At 36.0% G+C, this 16,670-nt stretch carries 19 protein-coding genes and 8 pseudogenes; 17 read left to right on the top strand and 10 right to left on the bottom strand.

All coding sequences use genetic code 11. The annotated features are described in order from the left end of the window. Positions 1 to 17 precede the first annotated feature (17 nt). Positions 18 to 437 carry a hypothetical protein gene (locus AU387_RS08755; RefSeq protein ID WP_232460775.1) on the top strand — a complete coding sequence of 140 codons (420 nt, stop codon included), beginning with the start codon at positions 18 to 20 and terminating at the stop codon, positions 435 to 437. A gap of 75 nt (positions 438 to 512) precedes the next feature. On the opposite strand, the gene AU387_RS08750 is transcribed toward AU387_RS08755, so the two are convergent. After that, positions 513 to 827, bottom strand: a complete 315-nt coding sequence (locus AU387_RS08750) for a hypothetical protein (RefSeq protein ID WP_063623045.1) — start codon at positions 825 to 827, stop codon at positions 513 to 515. A gap of 534 nt (positions 828 to 1,361) precedes the next feature. Here AU387_RS08750 and AU387_RS21755 point away from each other — a divergent pair. Then, on the top strand, positions 1,362 to 1,517 hold the full coding sequence (locus tag AU387_RS21755) for a hypothetical protein (protein ID WP_169793536.1): 156 nt from the start codon (positions 1,362 to 1,364) through the stop codon (positions 1,515 to 1,517). A gap of 67 nt (positions 1,518 to 1,584) precedes the next feature. Further along, on the top strand, positions 1,585 to 1,938 hold the full coding sequence (locus AU387_RS08745) for a YrdB family protein (RefSeq protein WP_059293554.1): 354 nt from the start codon (positions 1,585 to 1,587) through the stop codon (positions 1,936 to 1,938). Positions 1,939 to 2,138: 200 nt separating this feature from the next. On the opposite strand, the gene AU387_RS21170 is transcribed toward AU387_RS08745, so the two are convergent. Next, positions 2,139 to 2,228 (bottom strand): YjcZ family sporulation protein, encoded by a 90-nt coding sequence (locus AU387_RS21170; RefSeq protein WP_024122253.1) that lies wholly within the window; start codon positions 2,226 to 2,228, stop codon positions 2,139 to 2,141. A 168-nt stretch (positions 2,229 to 2,396) separates the two neighbouring features. Next, entirely contained in the window at positions 2,397 to 2,513 is a 117-nt protein-coding gene (locus AU387_RS21165) for a YjcZ family sporulation protein (protein ID WP_082687868.1), read from the bottom strand. A 772-nt stretch (positions 2,514 to 3,285) separates the two neighbouring features. Between AU387_RS21165 and AU387_RS08730 the strand changes: the two genes are divergently transcribed. The 3 genes from AU387_RS08730 to AU387_RS08720 are packed head-to-tail and all read left to right on the top strand — an operon-like array spanning position 3,286 to position 5,133. Then, complete coding sequence (locus AU387_RS08730) at positions 3,286 to 3,663, top strand: GntR family transcriptional regulator (RefSeq protein ID WP_059293556.1); 378 nt, start codon at positions 3,286 to 3,288, stop codon at positions 3,661 to 3,663. Further along, positions 3,663 to 4,523: an ABC transporter ATP-binding protein gene (locus tag AU387_RS08725; protein WP_059293557.1), complete on the top strand. Its 861-nt coding sequence runs from the start codon at positions 3,663 to 3,665 to the stop codon at positions 4,521 to 4,523. The genes AU387_RS08730 and AU387_RS08725 overlap by 1 nt, the downstream gene beginning before the upstream one ends. Before the next feature lies 1 nt (position 4,524). Continuing rightward, the gene (locus tag AU387_RS08720) at positions 4,525 to 5,133 is read left to right on the top strand and encodes an ABC-2 transporter permease (protein ID WP_059335480.1); all 609 of its coding nucleotides are present in this window, start codon (positions 4,525 to 4,527) and stop codon (positions 5,131 to 5,133) included. A 619-nt stretch (positions 5,134 to 5,752) separates the two neighbouring features. Here the strand turns inward: AU387_RS08720 and AU387_RS08715 are convergent. Beyond that, entirely contained in the window at positions 5,753 to 6,019 is a 267-nt protein-coding gene (locus tag AU387_RS08715; RefSeq protein ID WP_059335479.1) for a hypothetical protein, read from the bottom strand. A 72-nt stretch (positions 6,020 to 6,091) separates the two neighbouring features. Between AU387_RS08715 and AU387_RS22375 the strand changes: the two are divergent. The 3 genes and pseudogenes from AU387_RS22375 to AU387_RS08710 all read left to right on the top strand — a co-directional run. Next, positions 6,092 to 6,175, top strand: a pseudogene (locus tag AU387_RS22375) (sigma-70 family RNA polymerase sigma factor); the annotation flags it as partial. A gap of 20 nt (positions 6,176 to 6,195) precedes the next feature. After that, a pseudogene (locus AU387_RS21155) lies at positions 6,196 to 6,435 on the top strand (ribonuclease domain-containing protein); the annotation flags it as partial. Positions 6,436 to 6,451: 16 nt separating this feature from the next. Beyond that, entirely contained in the window at positions 6,452 to 6,727 is a 276-nt protein-coding gene (locus tag AU387_RS08710; RefSeq protein ID WP_059335478.1) for a barstar family protein, read from the top strand. A gap of 418 nt (positions 6,728 to 7,145) precedes the next feature. Here the strand turns inward: AU387_RS08710 and AU387_RS08705 are convergent, their stop codons facing one another. From AU387_RS08705 to AU387_RS08700, 3 genes and pseudogenes are all read right to left on the bottom strand, one after another. Then, the gene (locus AU387_RS08705) at positions 7,146 to 7,703 is read right to left on the bottom strand and encodes a GNAT family N-acetyltransferase (RefSeq protein ID WP_059335477.1); all 558 of its coding nucleotides are present in this window, start codon (positions 7,701 to 7,703) and stop codon (positions 7,146 to 7,148) included. Positions 7,704 to 8,061: 358 nt separating this feature from the next. Beyond that, positions 8,062 to 8,318, bottom strand: a pseudogene (locus AU387_RS22370) (hypothetical protein). After that, positions 8,237 to 9,436: a DUF418 domain-containing protein gene (locus AU387_RS08700; RefSeq protein WP_059335476.1), complete on the bottom strand. Its 1,200-nt coding sequence runs from the start codon at positions 9,434 to 9,436 to the stop codon at positions 8,237 to 8,239. Before AU387_RS08700 ends, AU387_RS22370 begins: the two are co-directional and overlap by 82 nt. A gap of 264 nt (positions 9,437 to 9,700) precedes the next feature. Between AU387_RS08700 and yrkP the strand changes: the two genes are divergently transcribed. The 4 genes from yrkP to AU387_RS22190 all read left to right on the top strand — a co-directional run bounded on the left by yrkP (position 9,701) and on the right by AU387_RS22190 (position 12,884). Further along, the gene (yrkP, locus tag AU387_RS08695; protein WP_044154451.1) at positions 9,701 to 10,396 is read left to right on the top strand and encodes a two-component response regulator YrkP; all 696 of its coding nucleotides are present in this window, start codon (positions 9,701 to 9,703) and stop codon (positions 10,394 to 10,396) included. Continuing rightward, entirely contained in the window at positions 10,383 to 11,681 is a 1,299-nt protein-coding gene (gene yrkQ / locus AU387_RS08690; protein WP_059335475.1) for a two-component system sensor histidine kinase YrkQ, read from the top strand. Before yrkP ends, yrkQ begins: the two co-directional genes overlap by 14 nt. A 45-nt stretch (positions 11,682 to 11,726) precedes the next feature. Continuing rightward, positions 11,727 to 12,143: a phosphate-starvation-inducible protein PsiE gene (psiE, locus tag AU387_RS08685; protein ID WP_082687867.1), complete on the top strand. Its 417-nt coding sequence runs from the start codon at positions 11,727 to 11,729 to the stop codon at positions 12,141 to 12,143. Positions 12,144 to 12,671: 528 nt separating this feature from the next. Then, the gene (locus tag AU387_RS22190) at positions 12,672 to 12,884 is read left to right on the top strand and encodes a hypothetical protein (protein WP_059335474.1); all 213 of its coding nucleotides are present in this window, start codon (positions 12,672 to 12,674) and stop codon (positions 12,882 to 12,884) included. Between the two features lie 161 nt (positions 12,885 to 13,045). Here AU387_RS22190 and AU387_RS08675 read toward each other — a convergent pair. Both AU387_RS08675 and AU387_RS08670 read right to left on the bottom strand, forming a co-directional pair. Further along, a pseudogene (locus AU387_RS08675) lies at positions 13,046 to 13,444 on the bottom strand (sigma-70 family RNA polymerase sigma factor); the annotation flags it as partial. Then, positions 13,444 to 13,960: pseudogene (locus tag AU387_RS08670) on the bottom strand (ImmA/IrrE family metallo-endopeptidase). The pseudogenes AU387_RS08670 and AU387_RS08675, both read right to left, overlap by 1 nt. A gap of 265 nt (positions 13,961 to 14,225) precedes the next feature. On the opposite strand from AU387_RS08670, the pseudogene AU387_RS08665 reads away from it, so the two are divergent. Together AU387_RS08665 and AU387_RS20505 are read left to right on the top strand one after the other, a co-directional pair. Beyond that, positions 14,226 to 14,761, top strand: a pseudogene (locus AU387_RS08665) (ATP-binding protein). A 344-nt stretch (positions 14,762 to 15,105) separates the two neighbouring features. Then, positions 15,106 to 15,273 carry a hypothetical protein gene (locus tag AU387_RS20505; RefSeq protein WP_063623046.1) on the top strand — a complete coding sequence of 56 codons (168 nt, stop codon included), beginning with the start codon at positions 15,106 to 15,108 and terminating at the stop codon, positions 15,271 to 15,273. 268 nt (positions 15,274 to 15,541) lie between these two features. On the opposite strand, the pseudogene sknR reads toward AU387_RS20505, so the two are convergent. Next, a pseudogene (gene sknR / locus AU387_RS21985) lies at positions 15,542 to 15,661 on the bottom strand (transcriptional regulator SknR); the annotation flags it as partial. On the opposite strand from sknR, the pseudogene AU387_RS08660 reads away from it, so the two are divergent. Together AU387_RS08660 and AU387_RS08655 are read left to right on the top strand one after the other, a co-directional pair. Then, positions 15,662 to 15,916: pseudogene (locus AU387_RS08660) on the top strand (DUF2577 family protein); the annotation flags it as partial. Positions 15,917 to 15,951: 35 nt separating this feature from the next. Continuing rightward, positions 15,952 to 16,650, top strand: a complete 699-nt coding sequence (locus tag AU387_RS08655) for an aspartate/glutamate racemase family protein (protein ID WP_059335472.1) — start codon at positions 15,952 to 15,954, stop codon at positions 16,648 to 16,650. Positions 16,651 to 16,670: the final 20 nt, after the last annotated feature.

Here is a 16,670-nt window from a genome sequence, read left to right as displayed (position 1 = left end):
ATCCCAAATGAAATGGATTGTTAAACGGAGTTTTCTTGCTGGAGGGGTTTAATATCAATAAAAATTTATTAAAAAGGTTAATGATTGTTCCAATTTTATTCATCTGTTATGTTTTATTTTTAAATCCTGAAATTATACTAGAAGAGCAATGTCCTAACAAGCCTTATAGTTTAACAATCGTAAAGCACGGGACAGGTATATTTGATAAGAAAATTGTTTTAATATATTACAAGATCAACGGAAAAACAGTAGCTGTTGGGGATTTGGTGTTTTTTGAGAATTTTAACAGAGATATAGATGTTACTTGGGATACGAATACTGATGATGGAACTTGGTGGATAGATAAAAGCGTACATTTAACCATGACCTATGCTAAAAATGTTAAGGGGGATTTAGAAAAGAAAGATATTGATTTTGATTATGGTACTGTTCAATAATAACAATTAGTTTATCTAAAATATGACTATACACTAACAGAACCGCCAGTTGGTTCGGTCGAATTATACTCTGCTCTAAATTGCTTTAGGAGCAGTTTTTCCTTTCCTTACAAACACCATGATTCCAGGGATCATCATAAGTATAGCTGGTATTAAGTAAAACCAATCAATACATATAAGTCCTCCAATCCCTGAGATAAATAGTAAAACACTGCTCAACTTTGGTTTGAATAAGACAACAATTGAAGCGGTAAACCCAATGCATGAAAAGATCAAAGATCCCCATGCCCCAACAAGGAGGTCGCTTGTCATATCAAAGTATCTGATCAAGTGAAAAAATAAATCAAGGTAAGCGATACCTAAAGCTAGGATAGATGCTACAACACCCAATCTGCTCCCTATAAACTTAAAACAAACTCAATGGTTCTCTTCACAATAAACGCTCCTTATATAATTTTCATTTTTATATATGATAATGTAAAAGAAACCTACATGAAAATATAAATGAGAAAAACAACAAAAACCTATGCCCTGTAAGGGTTTCTAAGTTGTTCAAAAATCACTTTATAAATGAGAATCTAAATCTTATTAGTAAACAGAATTAAATAAACAGAAATCAATAATAATAAACTAGCTGCGTTTATTTATCTAATTTCCGTCTTTTCTGCAAGGAACGTTTCAGGATCGTTCAGTCCTTTTTTTGCTTCATACTTGAACACTTTTTCAAGTTTTCGGAGAACATTTTAATCATCTGACTCCAACTCAGCTGGGAGGAATTATTAGGAATTCGGTGATGTAAGCGGAATGTTGAATTCATTTTCACAACAAAATCGTGTATTATTCAACAATTTCGTTCGACAAATTTTGCGAATTGTAGACAACTTCCTGATTATTTGGATAATTATCTGGATAGGAGGAGAAAAGTTGTCATATGTCACTATACTTATAATTGTTGCATTAATCGGAGCATTAGTAACAGCAGTAGTCGGTATCATATCTTCAAAAGTGGAGGTGAACTCTCCAAAAACTCAAAGAGAACCAAAAGGAGAAGAACAGAAAAGTTTTTATATGCTGAAATAAAGTGCAGAAAAGAGCATCTCCTGCGGGGTGCTTTTTAATACAGAGGAGTTGAAAAAAACTGAGTCAAATGAATTTACTTCTAAGATTTTCACTTGAAGTTGCGGCATTGATTTTCATAGGTGTGTTTGCTTGGACTCACTTCAATGGTTTTTTAAAATATGTTTTAACTTTAGTTTTACCAATTGCAGTTATGATTATCTGGTCCGTGTTTGCAGTGCCCAATGATCCTAGCCGAAGCGGTCAAACTGTAATAGCCGTGAACGGGGTTATAAGATTATTTATTGAATTATTGATCTTTGCAATGGCTGTTGCAGCGCTTTATTTTAGTAATTTAAAAACAGTTTGTATTATCTTTTTTTGTCTTATATTGCTACACTATATAACTTCAGCTGGGCGTATAAAATGGCTTCTAAATCAATAAATTATATTAAGCTAAAACTGTGGACAATTTAAAAAAAGCTCATAGAGCTTCAGAAAGATGAAGATTGGTATTTTATAGTTCCTTGGTTCAGAAACTTTGTCAGCATATGGTGAGTTAATCACATAACAAAACGCCATATAGGTTTCTTATGGCGTTTTGCCGAACAGGGAGGTGCGCTGCGGAGGAGTTAGTCTATTAACTTAATATCTAAAGAAAGCTGCTCCCACAATGATTAACAAGATGAATAGCACCACAATTAACGCGAAGGAACTACCGTAACCATTAGACATATGTCCACCTCCTTTAGTGAGGATAGTATAAGATATGCTAAACGATAGTTTTCGACATAGATTGACGTCTAAATAAGAAAAAATGAATTTTTTGTCTAAAAAATAAACGGAAACGCCATAAAGGTTTCTTATGGCGTCAAACAACATGGAGGTACTCCTACATATCAATTAAATAGGAACGCCTTCTGGATAGCCTCCGAAGAAAGCTGCTCCCACAATGATTAATAAGATAAATAGCACCACGATTAATGCAAAGGAGTTACCATAACCATATGAGTATCCCATATGTCCACCTCCCTTAAAAAGAGATAGTACATGATATGCGGGTCGAGTTACTTCGATAGGGATGCTAGTTGAAATGAAATTTAAAATGATTTTTTAGTCTAAGTTGAAATAGAGGCGATTGGGACGGCAAGTATGTCCACATCGCATCTTGTCAGAGGCACGGGGGAGAAAGGTTAAAACCGCTATTGAAGCAGAATGGAAGGCGCCGGGCGGGAAATCAGGCTCATCTCATGCAAAACAAGTGCCGCCAAGAAAAAAACATTATGCCCACGTAGCAAAAAAACGAGAAAATACATTGGCACAAAATTATATACCTGCTCATTTTTATATGCACCTCTGCTTGGATGTTATGTAGGGGGTGCTTATTTTTGTTTGTATATCCCAGGCTGTTACACTCCTTAAAGAAAATTTTTGATCATGAGAACTACATGACCGAACCACTATTATCTCTATAAATGGATGTGTACATTATTAAAAATTTTATCCTAATTCTTATAATATGTGTTTCTTTCTGATTTGGAGTGTATACATAATTAACTATCTATACATCATTAGCAATTTAAATATAAATTGTGAAGAAATAAACCTTCTCAACTATCTCTCTGTCGTCTTGGCAACGATTAAATGCACCTTACAAGTGAATGAAGCATTATAGCCCAACACTTAACCAAACGATAAACTCGAAGGATTGGATTAAAAAAGAGTTGTATTCTGATATTCATTTGGATATATTGTATATAAAGTATATATACAATATGATAGTGAGGTTTATATGCAAATTATCATTTCAAATCATTCAAAAGAACCTATTTATGAGCAAATTTATGCTCAAATTAAAAAACATATTTTGACCAATGAATTACACGCAGGGCAATCCTTACCTTCAATGCGACAGTTAGCGAAGGATTTGGATATAAGTGTTATTACAACAAAACGTGCCTATGAGGAACTTGAGAAGAACGGATTCATATATTCAGTTGTTGGGAAAGGTTCTTTTGTATCGGAGCAGGATAGTGAGATGATTAAAGAAAGAAAAATGAAGGTAATTGAAGAGCAATTGTTGACGGCAATTCAAAACAGTAAAGAAATTGGCATCTCACTTACAGAATTAAAGGGCATACTTACACTGTTATATAGGGAGGAAGAATAGTGGAAAATGTTATTGAATTCAAACATGTTTATAAATCATTTGGTGATTTTCAGCTAAAAGATATTTCAATGACAGTTAAAAAAGGATTTATAACGGGTTTTATCGGTGGTAATGGTGTTGGTAAATCTACAACGATTAAACTTATGATGAACTTATTGCAGCCAGATAGCGGATCGATTTCAATATTTGGGTTAGATCATAAAGAACATGAAAAAGAAATAAAGCAACGGATTGGTTTTGTATTTGATGAAAATATTTTCTACGCACATTTAACATTAGCAGAAATGAAGGAGATTATAAGGCCCTGCTATATGAAATGGGATGATCGCCTATTTAATTCCTATGTTGAAAAATTTGAACTGCCGTTAAATAAAAAAATCAAATCATTTTCTAAAGGAATGATGATGAAAGCTTCTTTATCAATAGCCTTATCACATCATGCAGAGTTAATTATTATGGATGAACCTACATCGGGGTTAGACCCAATATTTCGCAGGGAGTTTCTAGATATACTACATAATATAATGCAAGATGGAAAGAAAACGATCTTCTTTTCTACTCATATTACAACAGATTTAGACCGTATTGCAGATTATATTACTTTTATTCATAATGGCGAGCATATTTTCACAAAGAAATCGTATCAAATTCAAGAAGAGTACGCCATTGTAAAAGGAGGCAAGGAGCTATTAGATCGAGATACAGAACAGGAGTTCATCTCCATTCGGAAATCTAATGCTGGTTTTGAGGCATTAGCAGCCAATAAAGCACGTATAGAAGATGTGTTTGGTGACTTAGTTTTGATCGAAAAACCAACGATTGAAGAGCTGATGTTCTATACAAAGAAAGGGGCTAAGTAAGGTGTTTCACTTAATAAGAAAAGATATCATTTTACAAAAGAAATCTCTTATGATATTACTGCCGGTTTTATTTGTTTATTTAACGTTAAATATATCATATATCTGGTCAGGTTTTGTATTTAGTATTGTCATAATAATGAACGTTTTTTCAATGGATGAAAAAGCCCGAATAAATACTCTGCTGAATTCACTTCCTTATACACGCAGGGAAATTGTTAGTTCAAAGTATATAGGGGTGCTTATTTTTACTTTAATTGTAGTTCTTACAATTTTTATAGGAAATTTGATCATTCATAGAGAACTAACATTCTGGATAGATCTAATGTTTATCGTATGCCTTGTGATGGTATCTGCTTCATTTATCTTTCCATTTAGTTATCAGTTTAAAAGCCAATATTTGTTCAAAGGCTCACTTATCTTATTTGGTATTTATATGGTATTAGTTAATACCTTGTTCCGAAATGTGAATGATATAATCAGAGAAAATATTAGAATATTACTATCAGTACAAAATCTTAATGTTTATTTGTTTATTCTGCTTTCGGTTATAATTCTATATGTTTGTTCTTGGCTTCTATCGATACGTATTTATAGAAATAAAGAATTTTAAAGGAAGGGTGTAGAAATTCTGCAGAAAGAGATTTTTACTGAGTGGTTTAATCATCCCTATTCTCATATGTTGCAAAAGGAACGGTATCTTAAATCAATGTTTGTGATGTATTTTTTGAAGTTAGATGTTACTCATGGTCCAAAAAAGCGAAATTCAAACAATATTGAAGTGAAAAAGAGCCCATCTCCTTTTATGAGAAGGGCTATCCACATATTTAACATTGGTTTCTGAGTGATACATAGCTTTTTCGAATGCAGCTATTCATTTTTATTTTCGTAATCAATATCCTGCCCGATCGGATCATGAAGGGACACATCTTTTTTTGTATTTTTCAATACGCGTAAATGCATGATGAGGATAGCTTTATTCATTACAAAAGGGGGGAGCATAGTTTCCTGTCACTGATTGATTAAATAAATGTTGGGTTAGCTTCCTGTAATACATGTTCAAACGGGGCACTGCGCATGTCTTAGAAGCTCCTGAGAATGGCAGAACAGTGATTCAAATAAGGGCAGCCTTGCGCAGGTTTAATCATGAGATAGATTTTAAGGTTATGTAAATGAATAATTTAAAAAAACCACTAAAATGTGGTTCTTTGTATGCGCTAACGTGGTATTCACTATTCTTCATCTTCAAAGAAACCGAATAGTTTTTCTTCATCATATTCATATTTACGTCCTAGATTATCTGTATCTCTTTCGTGCTGTAAAAGAACTTTATAGTTTTTTCCCTTTGAAGATTCATTTTCAGTAACACTTAGGACGGTTACTTTATCGTTCTCATATGTCTTTGCAAAAAGTCTAATCTCCTCAATTGTATCCTTTAAATCAGTTTCATCACCATTAAAAAAGTCTAAAGAAACTTCAGTTGTGTATTTTTCAGTCATGGCTAGCTCCCCGCTAAAAAATGTATTAGTTCTTAAAGGATAACGGAAAATCTAATCACCAGCTATCACTGGATGGTGAAAGAGGTTCAACAGTGGCAGAAAGTACTCTATGGTTCAGCAATTCTAATGTCAAATTGGGGTGTTGCTCAGTATGGATGAGATGGCGATCAATGGCGGTGCCGGATAATTACATAAATAAAGGAAGCAAGGAAATTAGGATGGGAAAGCAAAAAAGGTAAGTAGCACCGGGTAAAAGTATCGGGGGAGATATATACAAAAACAGTGAAAAACGTCTTCCTGAAGCTGATATAAACTATACCACAGGTTACAGAGGGAGTGGCAGATTACTCTATTCGAATGATGGATTAATATATAAAACAACAGATCATTATAAAACGTTTGTTAAGTTAAAATAATGGAGGACAGTTTTTAATGAAAAAAATAGTTGTAGATGGAAAAGACTTTGAAAATAAAGAAGGGTTACATGATGCATTAACAGATAAATTAGATTTCCCAGACTACTATGGGAAAAATTTAGACGCTTTATGGGATTGCCTTACAGGGTGGATAGAGTTGCCGTTAACTTTAGTCTGGAGAAATTTTGAGTTAAGTAAAAAGTTTTTAGGTTCATATGCTGATGATGTATTAGATGTTTTACAAGAGGCTCAACAGGAATTAGAGGATGAGTTTAAAATAATAGTAGAATAGACTTTCTTTTTTGGTTTTGTGAATTTGAAAAGTGAATCTTAGCGGCTTACTTAGGTTCAAGAATGCTGCTGAGGTATTTTATGTTTATTCAGACTTTAAGAGTCAAAAACTAAAGCGAAACTTGAAGAGTTCTTGAAATAAAAAAGGCCCTCTTGAAAGGGAACTGACCCCTGTTTTTGATACAGGGATCAAAACCCCTTTTAAACAGCATTATTACCTTCCTCTGATAATGAAATATAGATTGTATAAACATGGATAATCTGCATTAATTGGTTAAAACGAGCGTTGTTAGGAGTATATTTATGTCTGTGAAAATAATTATTGACACTAATATATTTTTAGGATTTTTTGGATCCAAACAAACATCTTTAAAAAAGTTACCAGCAACTCTCTGCGGCATCTCGCCGTGTTCAATTGTTTAGTCCTTTTTTTTCATAACCTTTACAAATCTGAAAAAGTCATCATCATCCGGCAGGGGCTTGTCATCTTCGCGTCCATTGCGATGCATATGCGGATCAGAGTGATGTTCATTGTAGAACTCTACGATATGGAATCCACACTTATTCACATAGAAGTTGATATTTCGCTTTTCGAAATAAGGTGTCACGGTTTCCCAAAGCACAGTATCCGGATACTGTGCTTCAATGGCTTTCCAAGCAGAAAGACCAATCCCTTGGCTGTGATATTCTGGAGATACATAGAATAAATCTAGCGAATTATGATGTGTTTGGCTGTTGATACGTACTACTGCACCACCGACCTTCTTACCATCCTGAAGAATATGGTATACCATTGCTCCGGGAGCATTGAAAGACTCCTGAACATCATTGTCCGATGGAATCGGTCCATCTTCACAATCACCGAACGTTTCAATCACGGCAATCGCAAAGGCTTCTTGTAATTTTTTTTGGAATTCTGGCAGATCAGACTCATTTGCTAGTTCCAGAATAACTTTTGGTTCCTTTTTTGTTTTCATGATTGCTCACTCCTTCATTTGCTATAATATCGAGTCCAGTCGTTCAGTAGAAACATTCCAGCTGTTCTACGAGCCCTTTTCACAAAAAGTGATTCCGTCGCTTTTTCTTCCGCAGTAAATTTGGCGTTAAAATACTTGCTGCAAAAGCTCTTTCCTGTCTTTTTGCACAATTTTTTTCTTTGTTTCCTTGGAAAACAAGCTGCAAGTAACCCTTATTTACTATCGTTCACTAGCGTATTAAGTGTCTTACGCGGGATTAGTTATTCTTCTCAAATTTTTTCTATCACAAATCACATAAAATAGTTGAATGTGTTGCCATTGACTATAGGCATGCGCAATAGATTCATTTTAAATTCGATCACGATTCACGAGCTATACACATTGAGTAAACTCTGGTGAATTTTCTGTCAGAGTTAGCCCAAAGAAGCACTAAATAATATAAAAATAACCAGTCCATACTAATCAAATCTGTCCGTTTAATACCTACTTCCGTCAACAACTAACTTGAAGTCCGTGCAATCTGGGAAAAGGGGTTATTTCTGAATTGATTTTTCCGAATGCAGCGGAGTTGCTTTGGAGCGCTCGTTTACTTTGCCGTACGTCAGCTTGCGCCATATCAATTCCATCGGACCGTATTTAAACCGTCTCAACCACAATGTACTAAAGATCATTAGCACGAAATACACGGCCAGGCTGAACATGAACGTGCCGGCAGATTGAATATGACCTGCAAGCCCGAATCCGTACCTGAGGAACAGAACTGTTCCAATGATAGAGTGAAGCAGATAACAGGTCAATGACATCCGTCCGACTTTAGTGAATATCATCATAGGGCCTCGCAGCTGAGGAACGTACAGAAACAGCATTGCAAAAGTACTCATATAAAACATACTTCCGGTTAAGCCGCCATTTTGACCCAAGACAGAGGAAATGTTCGAAAAATTAAACATGTCTAGCAATATACTGCTTTGTGTTATTAGAAAAGCGATTGTGCTAATGATCCAGATACGCTTCCATATAGGCTTTTTCGCTTCCATATCTTTGAAAAATTCCATCTTAACAAAGTACACGCCCAGCAGAAACATGAGAAACATGGAATAGATCATATGGAAAGAGCTAGCAGCCATCGTGACCATATCTGTCCACCGAGCGCTTATGGATTCTATGTAGGTAAGGCTGCTGTGGCTAAACAAAGTAAACTCTGAAAAATTCGGGTTTTTTTGCCCTGCAGTATTGATGACATTGTACAACATTGTGAAAACAGGAGTCAGGAATTGAAACACGATAAGTGCGATAATCCATCTAAGTACCGTTTTGGCCGTACGTTTATAGAAGGCGAGTAACAGGAAGCCGCTTATGGCGTAAAAGGACAATATGTCACCGACCCAAACAAATGTGATGTGCAAAATGCCAAATCCCAACAGGATAGATAACCTGCGGGCAAACAGCTTGTTGGGACTATCTACCTTCTGCGCGGCTCGATCCATAAAGATCATAAACCCGACTCCGAACAGGAAGGAGAATAACGTAACGAATTTCCCTTCGGCAAACCAGGAAACCAGATTGTGCAGTACGTCATCGGAGGTCATTTCGAATCCCTTTACTGAATCTACGATCAGAAAATAATTGACAATAATAATGCCCAGCAAGGCGAATCCGCGTACGATGTCCAGAAAATGAACCCGTTCCCGCAGACTCACCGGTTGCCCGTATCCTTCTTTTTGTACAGTCATATCAATGCTCCTTTTCCATTTATCATTGCAATGTGTGGTTCGGATCTGAAAAACCTGAGCCTTACAATGGATAAATATAAAGCCCGAATCTTAACAATTTATGAAGAGTCATCATTTTTTTAGAAAATGTGACAAGTTTGTGGCGGGCATCAGCTTTCATAAATTGTTAAGATTTACGTAGTATCTTATAACGTACTTAACTATGAACGATATATAGTAAGGATACACGATAAATAACATCAAGAATCATGAGGTGAGAGAGACATGACCCATCGAATATTAGTCGTAGAGGATGATCAGGATATTGGTGATCTTTTGGAGGAATCCCTTATGCGTGCAGGCTACGAGGTGCTAAGAGCCAAGGATGGCAAGCGAGCATTGCAACTTGTGAATGACTCGCTTGATTTGGTTATTTTGGATATTATGATGCCAGGCATTTCGGGAATTGAAACATGTCAGCACATCAGGAAATCCTCTAACGTCCCGATTCTGTTTCTGACGGCCAGATCGAGTACACTCGATAAAACTGAGGGATTACTCGCCGGCGGCGATGATTATATGACTAAACCATTCTCGGAAGAGGAACTTCATGCTAGAGTGATTGCTCAATTACGCAGATATACTATCTATCAGGAAAAGAAGGAACAGGAAGAAAGATTTCTTATCGGGGGCAAACTAAGAGTGAGCGAAGAATTTAATGAGGTCTGGAAAGAGGAGCAGCAAATCAAGCTGTCAGATCTGGAATATCGTATCCTGAAACTTCTGATGAGCAAACGCAACAAAATATTTTCTGCCCAAAATATATATGAGAGTGTCTGGGAACAACCTTACTTTTACTGTTCCAACAATACGGTGATGGTGCATATTCGGAAGCTGCGCTCCAAAATTGAGGATGATCCGGCACGTCCGGTTTATATAAGAACTGAATGGGGAAGAGGATATCGATTTGGCGCATCGTAAATTTACGCTAACCAAAAAACTGGCTTTGCTAATCATGGTTGCTTCGATTGTGAGTGGTGTGATCTTTCTGACGTTGCAAAAGATCACAGATGATCTGCTCGAGGGATATCTGAGTTCGGATGAATATTATCACGAGGAGTCAGCAAGATACATTCAAAAATTCAGCAAGTACGTTTCAGAAAATGAGTTGTCTACATCAGATAGAAAAGCGTTTGGCGAGTGGGTCAAAAAAGAAAATTACATTAACCTCACCATATTCAAGGATCAGGAGCTGCAATATGATTCCATTTATTCCGAATCGGATTATGGAAAGGAAAAGCTGACTCAGTACGCTCAAAATCATTCACATCCTGTCAAGTTTAGAGATGGTGAAGGGCGAGTCATTATCGACGGTTTCTACTCTTCCCGATATTATAATCTGGCCTTTACATTGGATTTGCTCGGGGCAACCCTCATCTTTTTAATCATTGTTCTCTTTGGCATTCGCCAAAGTCTTCGCTACCTTAAAACGATTCACCAAGAGATTCATATTCTTGAAGGGGGCGAACTGGACTACGAGATGACGATAAAAGGGCATGATGAATTAGCGATGATTGCAAAGAGCATTGAGGATCTGCGGAAAGCTTTCTTGGACAAACTTAAAGCGATCGAGGAATTGCAAGCTGAGAGCCGCAGCCTGGTTACCGAAATGTCGCACGATATGCGTACACCGCTGACGTCGCTGATCATGAATCTGGAGTTTGCCAAAAAAGAGGGAGGCGAAGCGGGTACCAGCAAAGATCGGTATGTAGCCAATGCTTATGATAAAGCACTGCAATTAAAAAGCTTGTCTGACAATCTGTTTGCGTATTTCCTGCTGGAAAGGGAATATGAGGCCGATCTGGAGACCGTTGCAGTGAAAGAAGTGATCTACGATCTAATCTCAGATCAGATTGCTATCCTTCATCAGGAGCATTTCCGGGTCCATATTTCAGGCGAGCTGCCGGAAACCTATATTAACGTGAATTTGGAGGAGCTTGGTCGTGTATTTGATAATGTGATGTCAAACTTATTTAAATACGCAGATCCGGAAGAAGAAATCAGCATCACGTTTGTATCGGATCAAGATATATTTGAGATCCATGTTAGCAATATGATTAAACTTGCGGATATAACACCGGAAAGCAACGGACTTGGTGAAAGAAGCATTGCGCGAATGATGTCCCGCATGCAGGGACAGTTTCACAGTATACAAAAGAATTCTAAGTACTACATTGTGCTGCGATTTTGGAACACCAAGATGTAGACTGAGAATAAAAACCACGAATATATTGAAATAGGAGACAACATGATGAGATTTTCCAACAAATTCAAAAAGGTGCCTTGCCTGTTACAAGCGCTGCTCAATGTCTGTCTGTTCTTCCTGGCGATAGCCTTAAGCGCACTTCTGATCAGCGAGACATGGTACATTGTGCAATTCGTATACAAGTCACTGTTCAACAAAGTGGACAGCTATTATGAGATGCTTGGAGAACTGCTTATATTCTTCATGTACTTTGAGTTCATTGCTTTGATTATCAAATACTTCAAATCAGACTTTCATTTCCCGCTTCGCTACTTCATTTATATTGGCATCACAGCTGTCATTCGTTTAATTATCATCGATCATGATCAGGCGATCTCAACGTTCTGGTGGGCGATGGCTATTCTTGCAATGATTTGTGGATTCTTTATTGCCACTAGACGAAATTCTGTTGTTGAACATTAATAAATTAATTCACTTTATGCCGATACGCCGCCGAAATGTCCTAATTGGTGAATGGGAACTGGAACAGAATAAAAAAATTGATAATCGGTATTTATAAGTCTAGCTGTCTAATGTCAGCTCAGAAATCTGTAGTGGATCAAAGTGGATTGTGGTTGTAAGTGGATATCTGAATGTATTTTTTGGCTACTTTAACAGACATGTCCCGATGCCATAGCATTAACTGTCTTGAAATGAAAATCGCTTCTTTATTTTACAAGGAAGAGGTTAAAATTCTTAATAAATAAGATGAAAAAGTTAGGATGTACGTTTATTGTTTTTTTATCTCTATTTTTTACCATAATTGATGTAAACGTATAGAAATGATAACAAATGAATATAAAGTGTGTAATGAAAATAAGCTTTCTAATAAGATAGATTTACTATATTGAGGGCCCAGTGATATAGAAAACAGATCGATGGTTCAAACCATCGGTTTTTTATTTGGACAAACAGTTATTACATAGCATTCCCCAAGGGGTGATGCATTTTATGAAGGTGATAATCATCGAGGGACCGCAAGCTGACAAATGCATGAACGATTCCTCTCATTATTTAATAAAACTTGATAGGAAGAAGATCCAGAGTGATGGCAATGTATATAAGGGTATCGACCGAGAAACAAGCGATCAAGGGATCGAGCAACTGCACTCAGATCGTGGCCTGTATAAAGAAGCAGGGATGATGCGATTAAAGAATTCATAATCAAGTTATCTGTATGATCCAGATTGTCTTTCTCATAGAGCTTATTAGTATACAAAAAATGATTTTCATAACTCTTTCATCTATACTTTCTTTATTTCTTTTAAAAGAAACTTTAGTGAAAATATAGAAAAGCCGGAATGTTCGATCCGGCTTCTTCAGCATTATTTCCCCTTCGCTTTCTTCCGCTTTTCCTTCTCCGCCCGATAAAACTCATGAAACATCTTCATCAGCGCCCGTTTCTCAATCCGCGATACATAGCTGCGCGAAATACCAAGTTCTTTGGCAATCTCACGCTGCGTTTTTTCCTTCTTTAAATCAAGCCCAAACCGCCCGACAATCACTTCTTTCTCACGGTCATCTAAAATGTCAATGTATTGCTTCACTTTTTCAAGCTCCATATTGAGCTGGATCGTATCAATCACGTCTTCATTTTCTGATTTCAGGACGTCGATCAGGCTTATTTCATTCCCTTCTTTATCCTGCCCGATCGGATCATGAAGGGAGACGTCTTTTTTTGTTTTTTTTAGTGCGCGCAAATGCATGAGGATTTCATTATTAATTACAAAAGGGGGGCGCACAGATTTCTCGTAACTGTTTGATTAAATAAATGTTGAGTCAGCTTCCTGTAATATATGTTCAAACGTTTCTTCGCAAACGATGGGGATACCTTAAAAAGCCAAGCTACATATTCAATTGCATGTGATTGTATGTACGAAAGATTAATATTACGCAACATGAAAGTTGGAATGCAAAAGTGATATGTAAAATAATTCGACTGCCACTCTAAATAATCAGTCCAAGTTGCAGGCATTGTTTTTTTATCGCCTTCATGTCTATATATGGCAAAATTCATGAGCGAAATCATACCATTGTTCAATACGGCTTTTTCGGCTGTCCAAGCATATGTTATAAATTCCGATGTGTTTAAGTGCGAAGCTTGTAACAGGTTTAAACGACAGTCTGATGTCTAAAGCTTCGGCAATCCGTTCAAAATTAATTTGTTCAGGCTCTGTAATATCAATCTTCCTGTTTAAGTTTTCAATCCAATCCTCTAAATGACTGTTTGTATACCTCAAGATGAAAAACCTCCTTAAACGACAATCTAAAAATTGGATTCGTTAAATATTATAGGAAAATCAAGACTTTTTTCATAGGAAAATGCGTCTAAGGAGATGGAATATGAATCCGTTTGATAATGGCTGTTTTCGTAAGTATGATGATTTTAACACTCATCTGGATTTCCCTCGAAAAGTAAAGGTCTTTAGGGAATTATGTCAAAATAATAGTAAGTACCTTATGCAACAAACAGGGAGTTTGGTTGATTAATAAGGAGGGGGAAGTATGAAAAAAAATATTCACATATTGGGAGCCTCTGGTGTCGGAACTTCAACATTGGGTGTTGCATTATCAAAGCGTTTGCCTCATACGCATCTTGATACTGATAATTACTATTGGTTAGATAAATTCACTAAAAAAGAGAAATTCCTGAAAGAAGAAAGTTGCTTGAAAAAGACTTAACAATAAATGAGAAATGGATTCTTTCTGGTGCAGTGTGTGGCTGGGGCGATAATCTAAAAAGCTACTTTGACCTTGTCGTCTTCTTATGGATTCCACAAGATATACGGCTTGAGAGATTAAGGCATAGGGAATTTCAGCGTTATGGAAATGAAGTGTTAGCCGGTGGCAGTAAATATGAACAATCAAAAGCATTTTTAGAGTGGGCTTCTTTATATGATACTGGTGGAATGGAAGTTAGAAGTAAAGCATTACACGGACATTGGATGGCAGATTTATCTTGTCCAGTGTTAAAAATTGAAGACGATTGCTCAGTCAATGAAAGAGTTGACCGTGTCTTGGATTATCTGAATTCTAATTAAACTAACGGATAGCGATAGCTGCATCAGAAAATAAACCCAAAAATCAAAGACAGTTCCAGTATGACATTTAATGAGCTGTTTTTTTATACCGCTATCAGTTTGCCTACGCAGTGATTTATTTTTGGTAGCATCTCCACAACAGAGAAGAGATTGTTCTTCATAAGGAAGTTTTTGGTTCAGTTGCAGGAAATGGAACCTAAAAGATTAGATACACCCTGAAACCTGTCCAGCTAGTGCTTATGCTGGTTACCATTGAGTGAAAAGCCCTTGCCGATCCTTTTTTATTATTAAAATGCAAGTGAAAGAGGCAAAGAAATTAAAATGGACTTCAAAGGAGTTTAATCATGAAAATAAATGATAAGATGAAAGAGGTTCAAAGAAAATATAGAGAAGAGATTAAAAAACAGAAACAAGAGCAAGAAGATAATAAAAATCTTAGTAAAGAAACAATTATTGTTGTAACGATAATTGTATTGTTTATTTTTTTCACTTACACCTTGCAAGGCTTTTAACAAAAAGATCCTTTTTTCCCTTTTCGATACTCTGCAATTTTCCTCACAATAAACGCTCAATTTTTTTAAATGAGAATATAAAAGAAACATAAATGAAAATATAAATGAGAAAAACAACAAAAACCCTTGTCGTGTAAGGGTTTCTAAGGGATTCAAAAATCACTTTATAAATGAGGATATGATTGAGATATAAATGAGAATCTAAATCTTATTAGTAAACAGAATTAAACATAATAAACAGAAATAAATAATAATAAACTAACGGCGTTTATTTATCTGATTTCCGTCTTTCCTTTAATTGCTCCGTTATAATCTCCAAAGCAGCCTGTAAGATTTCATCAGTTACTTCTCCGTCTTTTGCTGCAAGGAACGTTTCAGGATCGTTTAAGCAGTTGATTCTGAGTCACCGGTGGATATTCTGTCGGCTAAAGTGGTTTCCGTTTCACCAATTGAAATAAAGCTTAATGAAAATGACAAATTAATAATACCTGCTGATTTGATCATTGTTCCAAAGCGGCTGCGGGCCGGTGAAGAAGAAGCGTTGAATACTGGTGAAAGTGTGATGGTTGTCTCCTTAAAATTTAATAATAGTAATCCTGAAAAAATAAATAATTGTAAAGACCTAATCTATGCTTTAGAATAACTATAATATTTTGAAAACTTCATCCGAGGTGGGTTATGAAAACTATTGGTCTTATTGGTGGAATGAGTTGGGAATCTTCAGCTGAGTATTATCGAATTATCAATGAAGAAATAAAAAAGAAGTTAGGAGGGCTTCACTCGGCAAAATGTCTTTTATACAGTGTTGATTTTAAGGAAATTGAACATTATCAATCTGTAGGGGCTTGGGATAAAGCAGGTGAAGCTTTAGGGGAAGTTGCAAGATCATTAGAAAAAGCGGGTGCAGATTTTATTGTAATATGTACAAACACTATGCATAAAGTTCTTGGATATATACAAGAAATGATCACTATACCTATTTTGCATATTGCCGACGCAACTGCAGAACAAATTATTAGACAAGACATTCGTTCAGTAGGATTGCTTGGTACTAAATATACGATGGAACAAGATTTTTATAAATCACGTATTGCGTCTCATGATATTAATGTCATTGTTCCTGATGATGATGAAAGAGAATTAATAAATAATATTATTTATCAAGAACTATGTCTAGGTGAAATTAAACAGTCTTCCAAAAACGTTTATAAGAAGATCATAAATAATTTGGTGGATAGAGGAGCAGAAGGAATCATTCTTGGATGCACTGAAATTGGATTATTAGTAAAGGTAGAGGATTCAAAAGTGCCATTATTTGATACGACTTTAATCCATGCTCAAAAAGCAGTAAATAAATCTCTTTCGATTTCTTCTTAGAATGATTACTTCTTATATTT

The sequence above is a fragment of the Bacillus halotolerans genome, from assembly GCF_001517105.1.
GTDB classification, from domain to species: domain Bacteria; phylum Bacillota; class Bacilli; order Bacillales; family Bacillaceae; genus Bacillus; species Bacillus halotolerans.
The sequence above is the reverse complement of the archived record's forward strand: the minus strand, read 5'-3'. Positions and strand labels throughout refer to the sequence as shown.

What these genes read in the sequence shown, in the direction of transcription:
- AU387_RS08655 (WP_059335472.1), top strand. Translation starts at nt 15,952, where the DNA reads ATGAAAACTATTGGTCTTATTGGTGGAATGAGTTGGGAATCTTCAGCT.
- AU387_RS08715 (WP_059335479.1), bottom strand. Translation starts at nt 6,019, where the DNA reads ATGACTGAAAAATACACAACTGAAGTTTCTTTAGACTTTTTTAATGGT.
- AU387_RS08705 (WP_059335477.1), bottom strand. Translation starts at nt 7,703, where the DNA reads ATGAAAACAAAAAAGGAACCAAAAGTTATTCTGGAACTAGCAAATGAG.
- AU387_RS22190 (WP_059335474.1), top strand. Translation starts at nt 12,672, where the DNA reads ATGAAGGTGATAATCATCGAGGGACCGCAAGCTGACAAATGCATGAAC.
- AU387_RS08710 (WP_059335478.1), top strand. Translation starts at nt 6,452, where the DNA reads ATGAAAAAAATAGTTGTAGATGGAAAAGACTTTGAAAATAAAGAAGGG.
- AU387_RS21165 (WP_082687868.1), bottom strand. Translation starts at nt 2,513, where the DNA reads ATGGGATACTCATATGGTTATGGTAACTCCTTTGCATTAATCGTGGTG.
- AU387_RS08745 (WP_059293554.1), top strand. Translation starts at nt 1,585, where the DNA reads ATGAATTTACTTCTAAGATTTTCACTTGAAGTTGCGGCATTGATTTTC.
- AU387_RS08730 (WP_059293556.1), top strand. Translation starts at nt 3,286, where the DNA reads ATGCAAATTATCATTTCAAATCATTCAAAAGAACCTATTTATGAGCAA.
- yrkP (WP_044154451.1), top strand. Translation starts at nt 9,701, where the DNA reads ATGACCCATCGAATATTAGTCGTAGAGGATGATCAGGATATTGGTGAT.
- AU387_RS08700 (WP_059335476.1), bottom strand. Translation starts at nt 9,436, where the DNA reads ATGACTGTACAAAAAGAAGGATACGGGCAACCGGTGAGTCTGCGGGAA.
- AU387_RS21170 (WP_024122253.1), bottom strand. Translation starts at nt 2,228, where the DNA reads ATGTCTAATGGTTACGGTAGTTCCTTCGCGTTAATTGTGGTGCTATTC.
- AU387_RS20505 (WP_063623046.1), top strand. Translation starts at nt 15,106, where the DNA reads ATGAAAATAAATGATAAGATGAAAGAGGTTCAAAGAAAATATAGAGAA.
- psiE (WP_082687867.1), top strand. Translation starts at nt 11,727, where the DNA reads ATGAGATTTTCCAACAAATTCAAAAAGGTGCCTTGCCTGTTACAAGCG.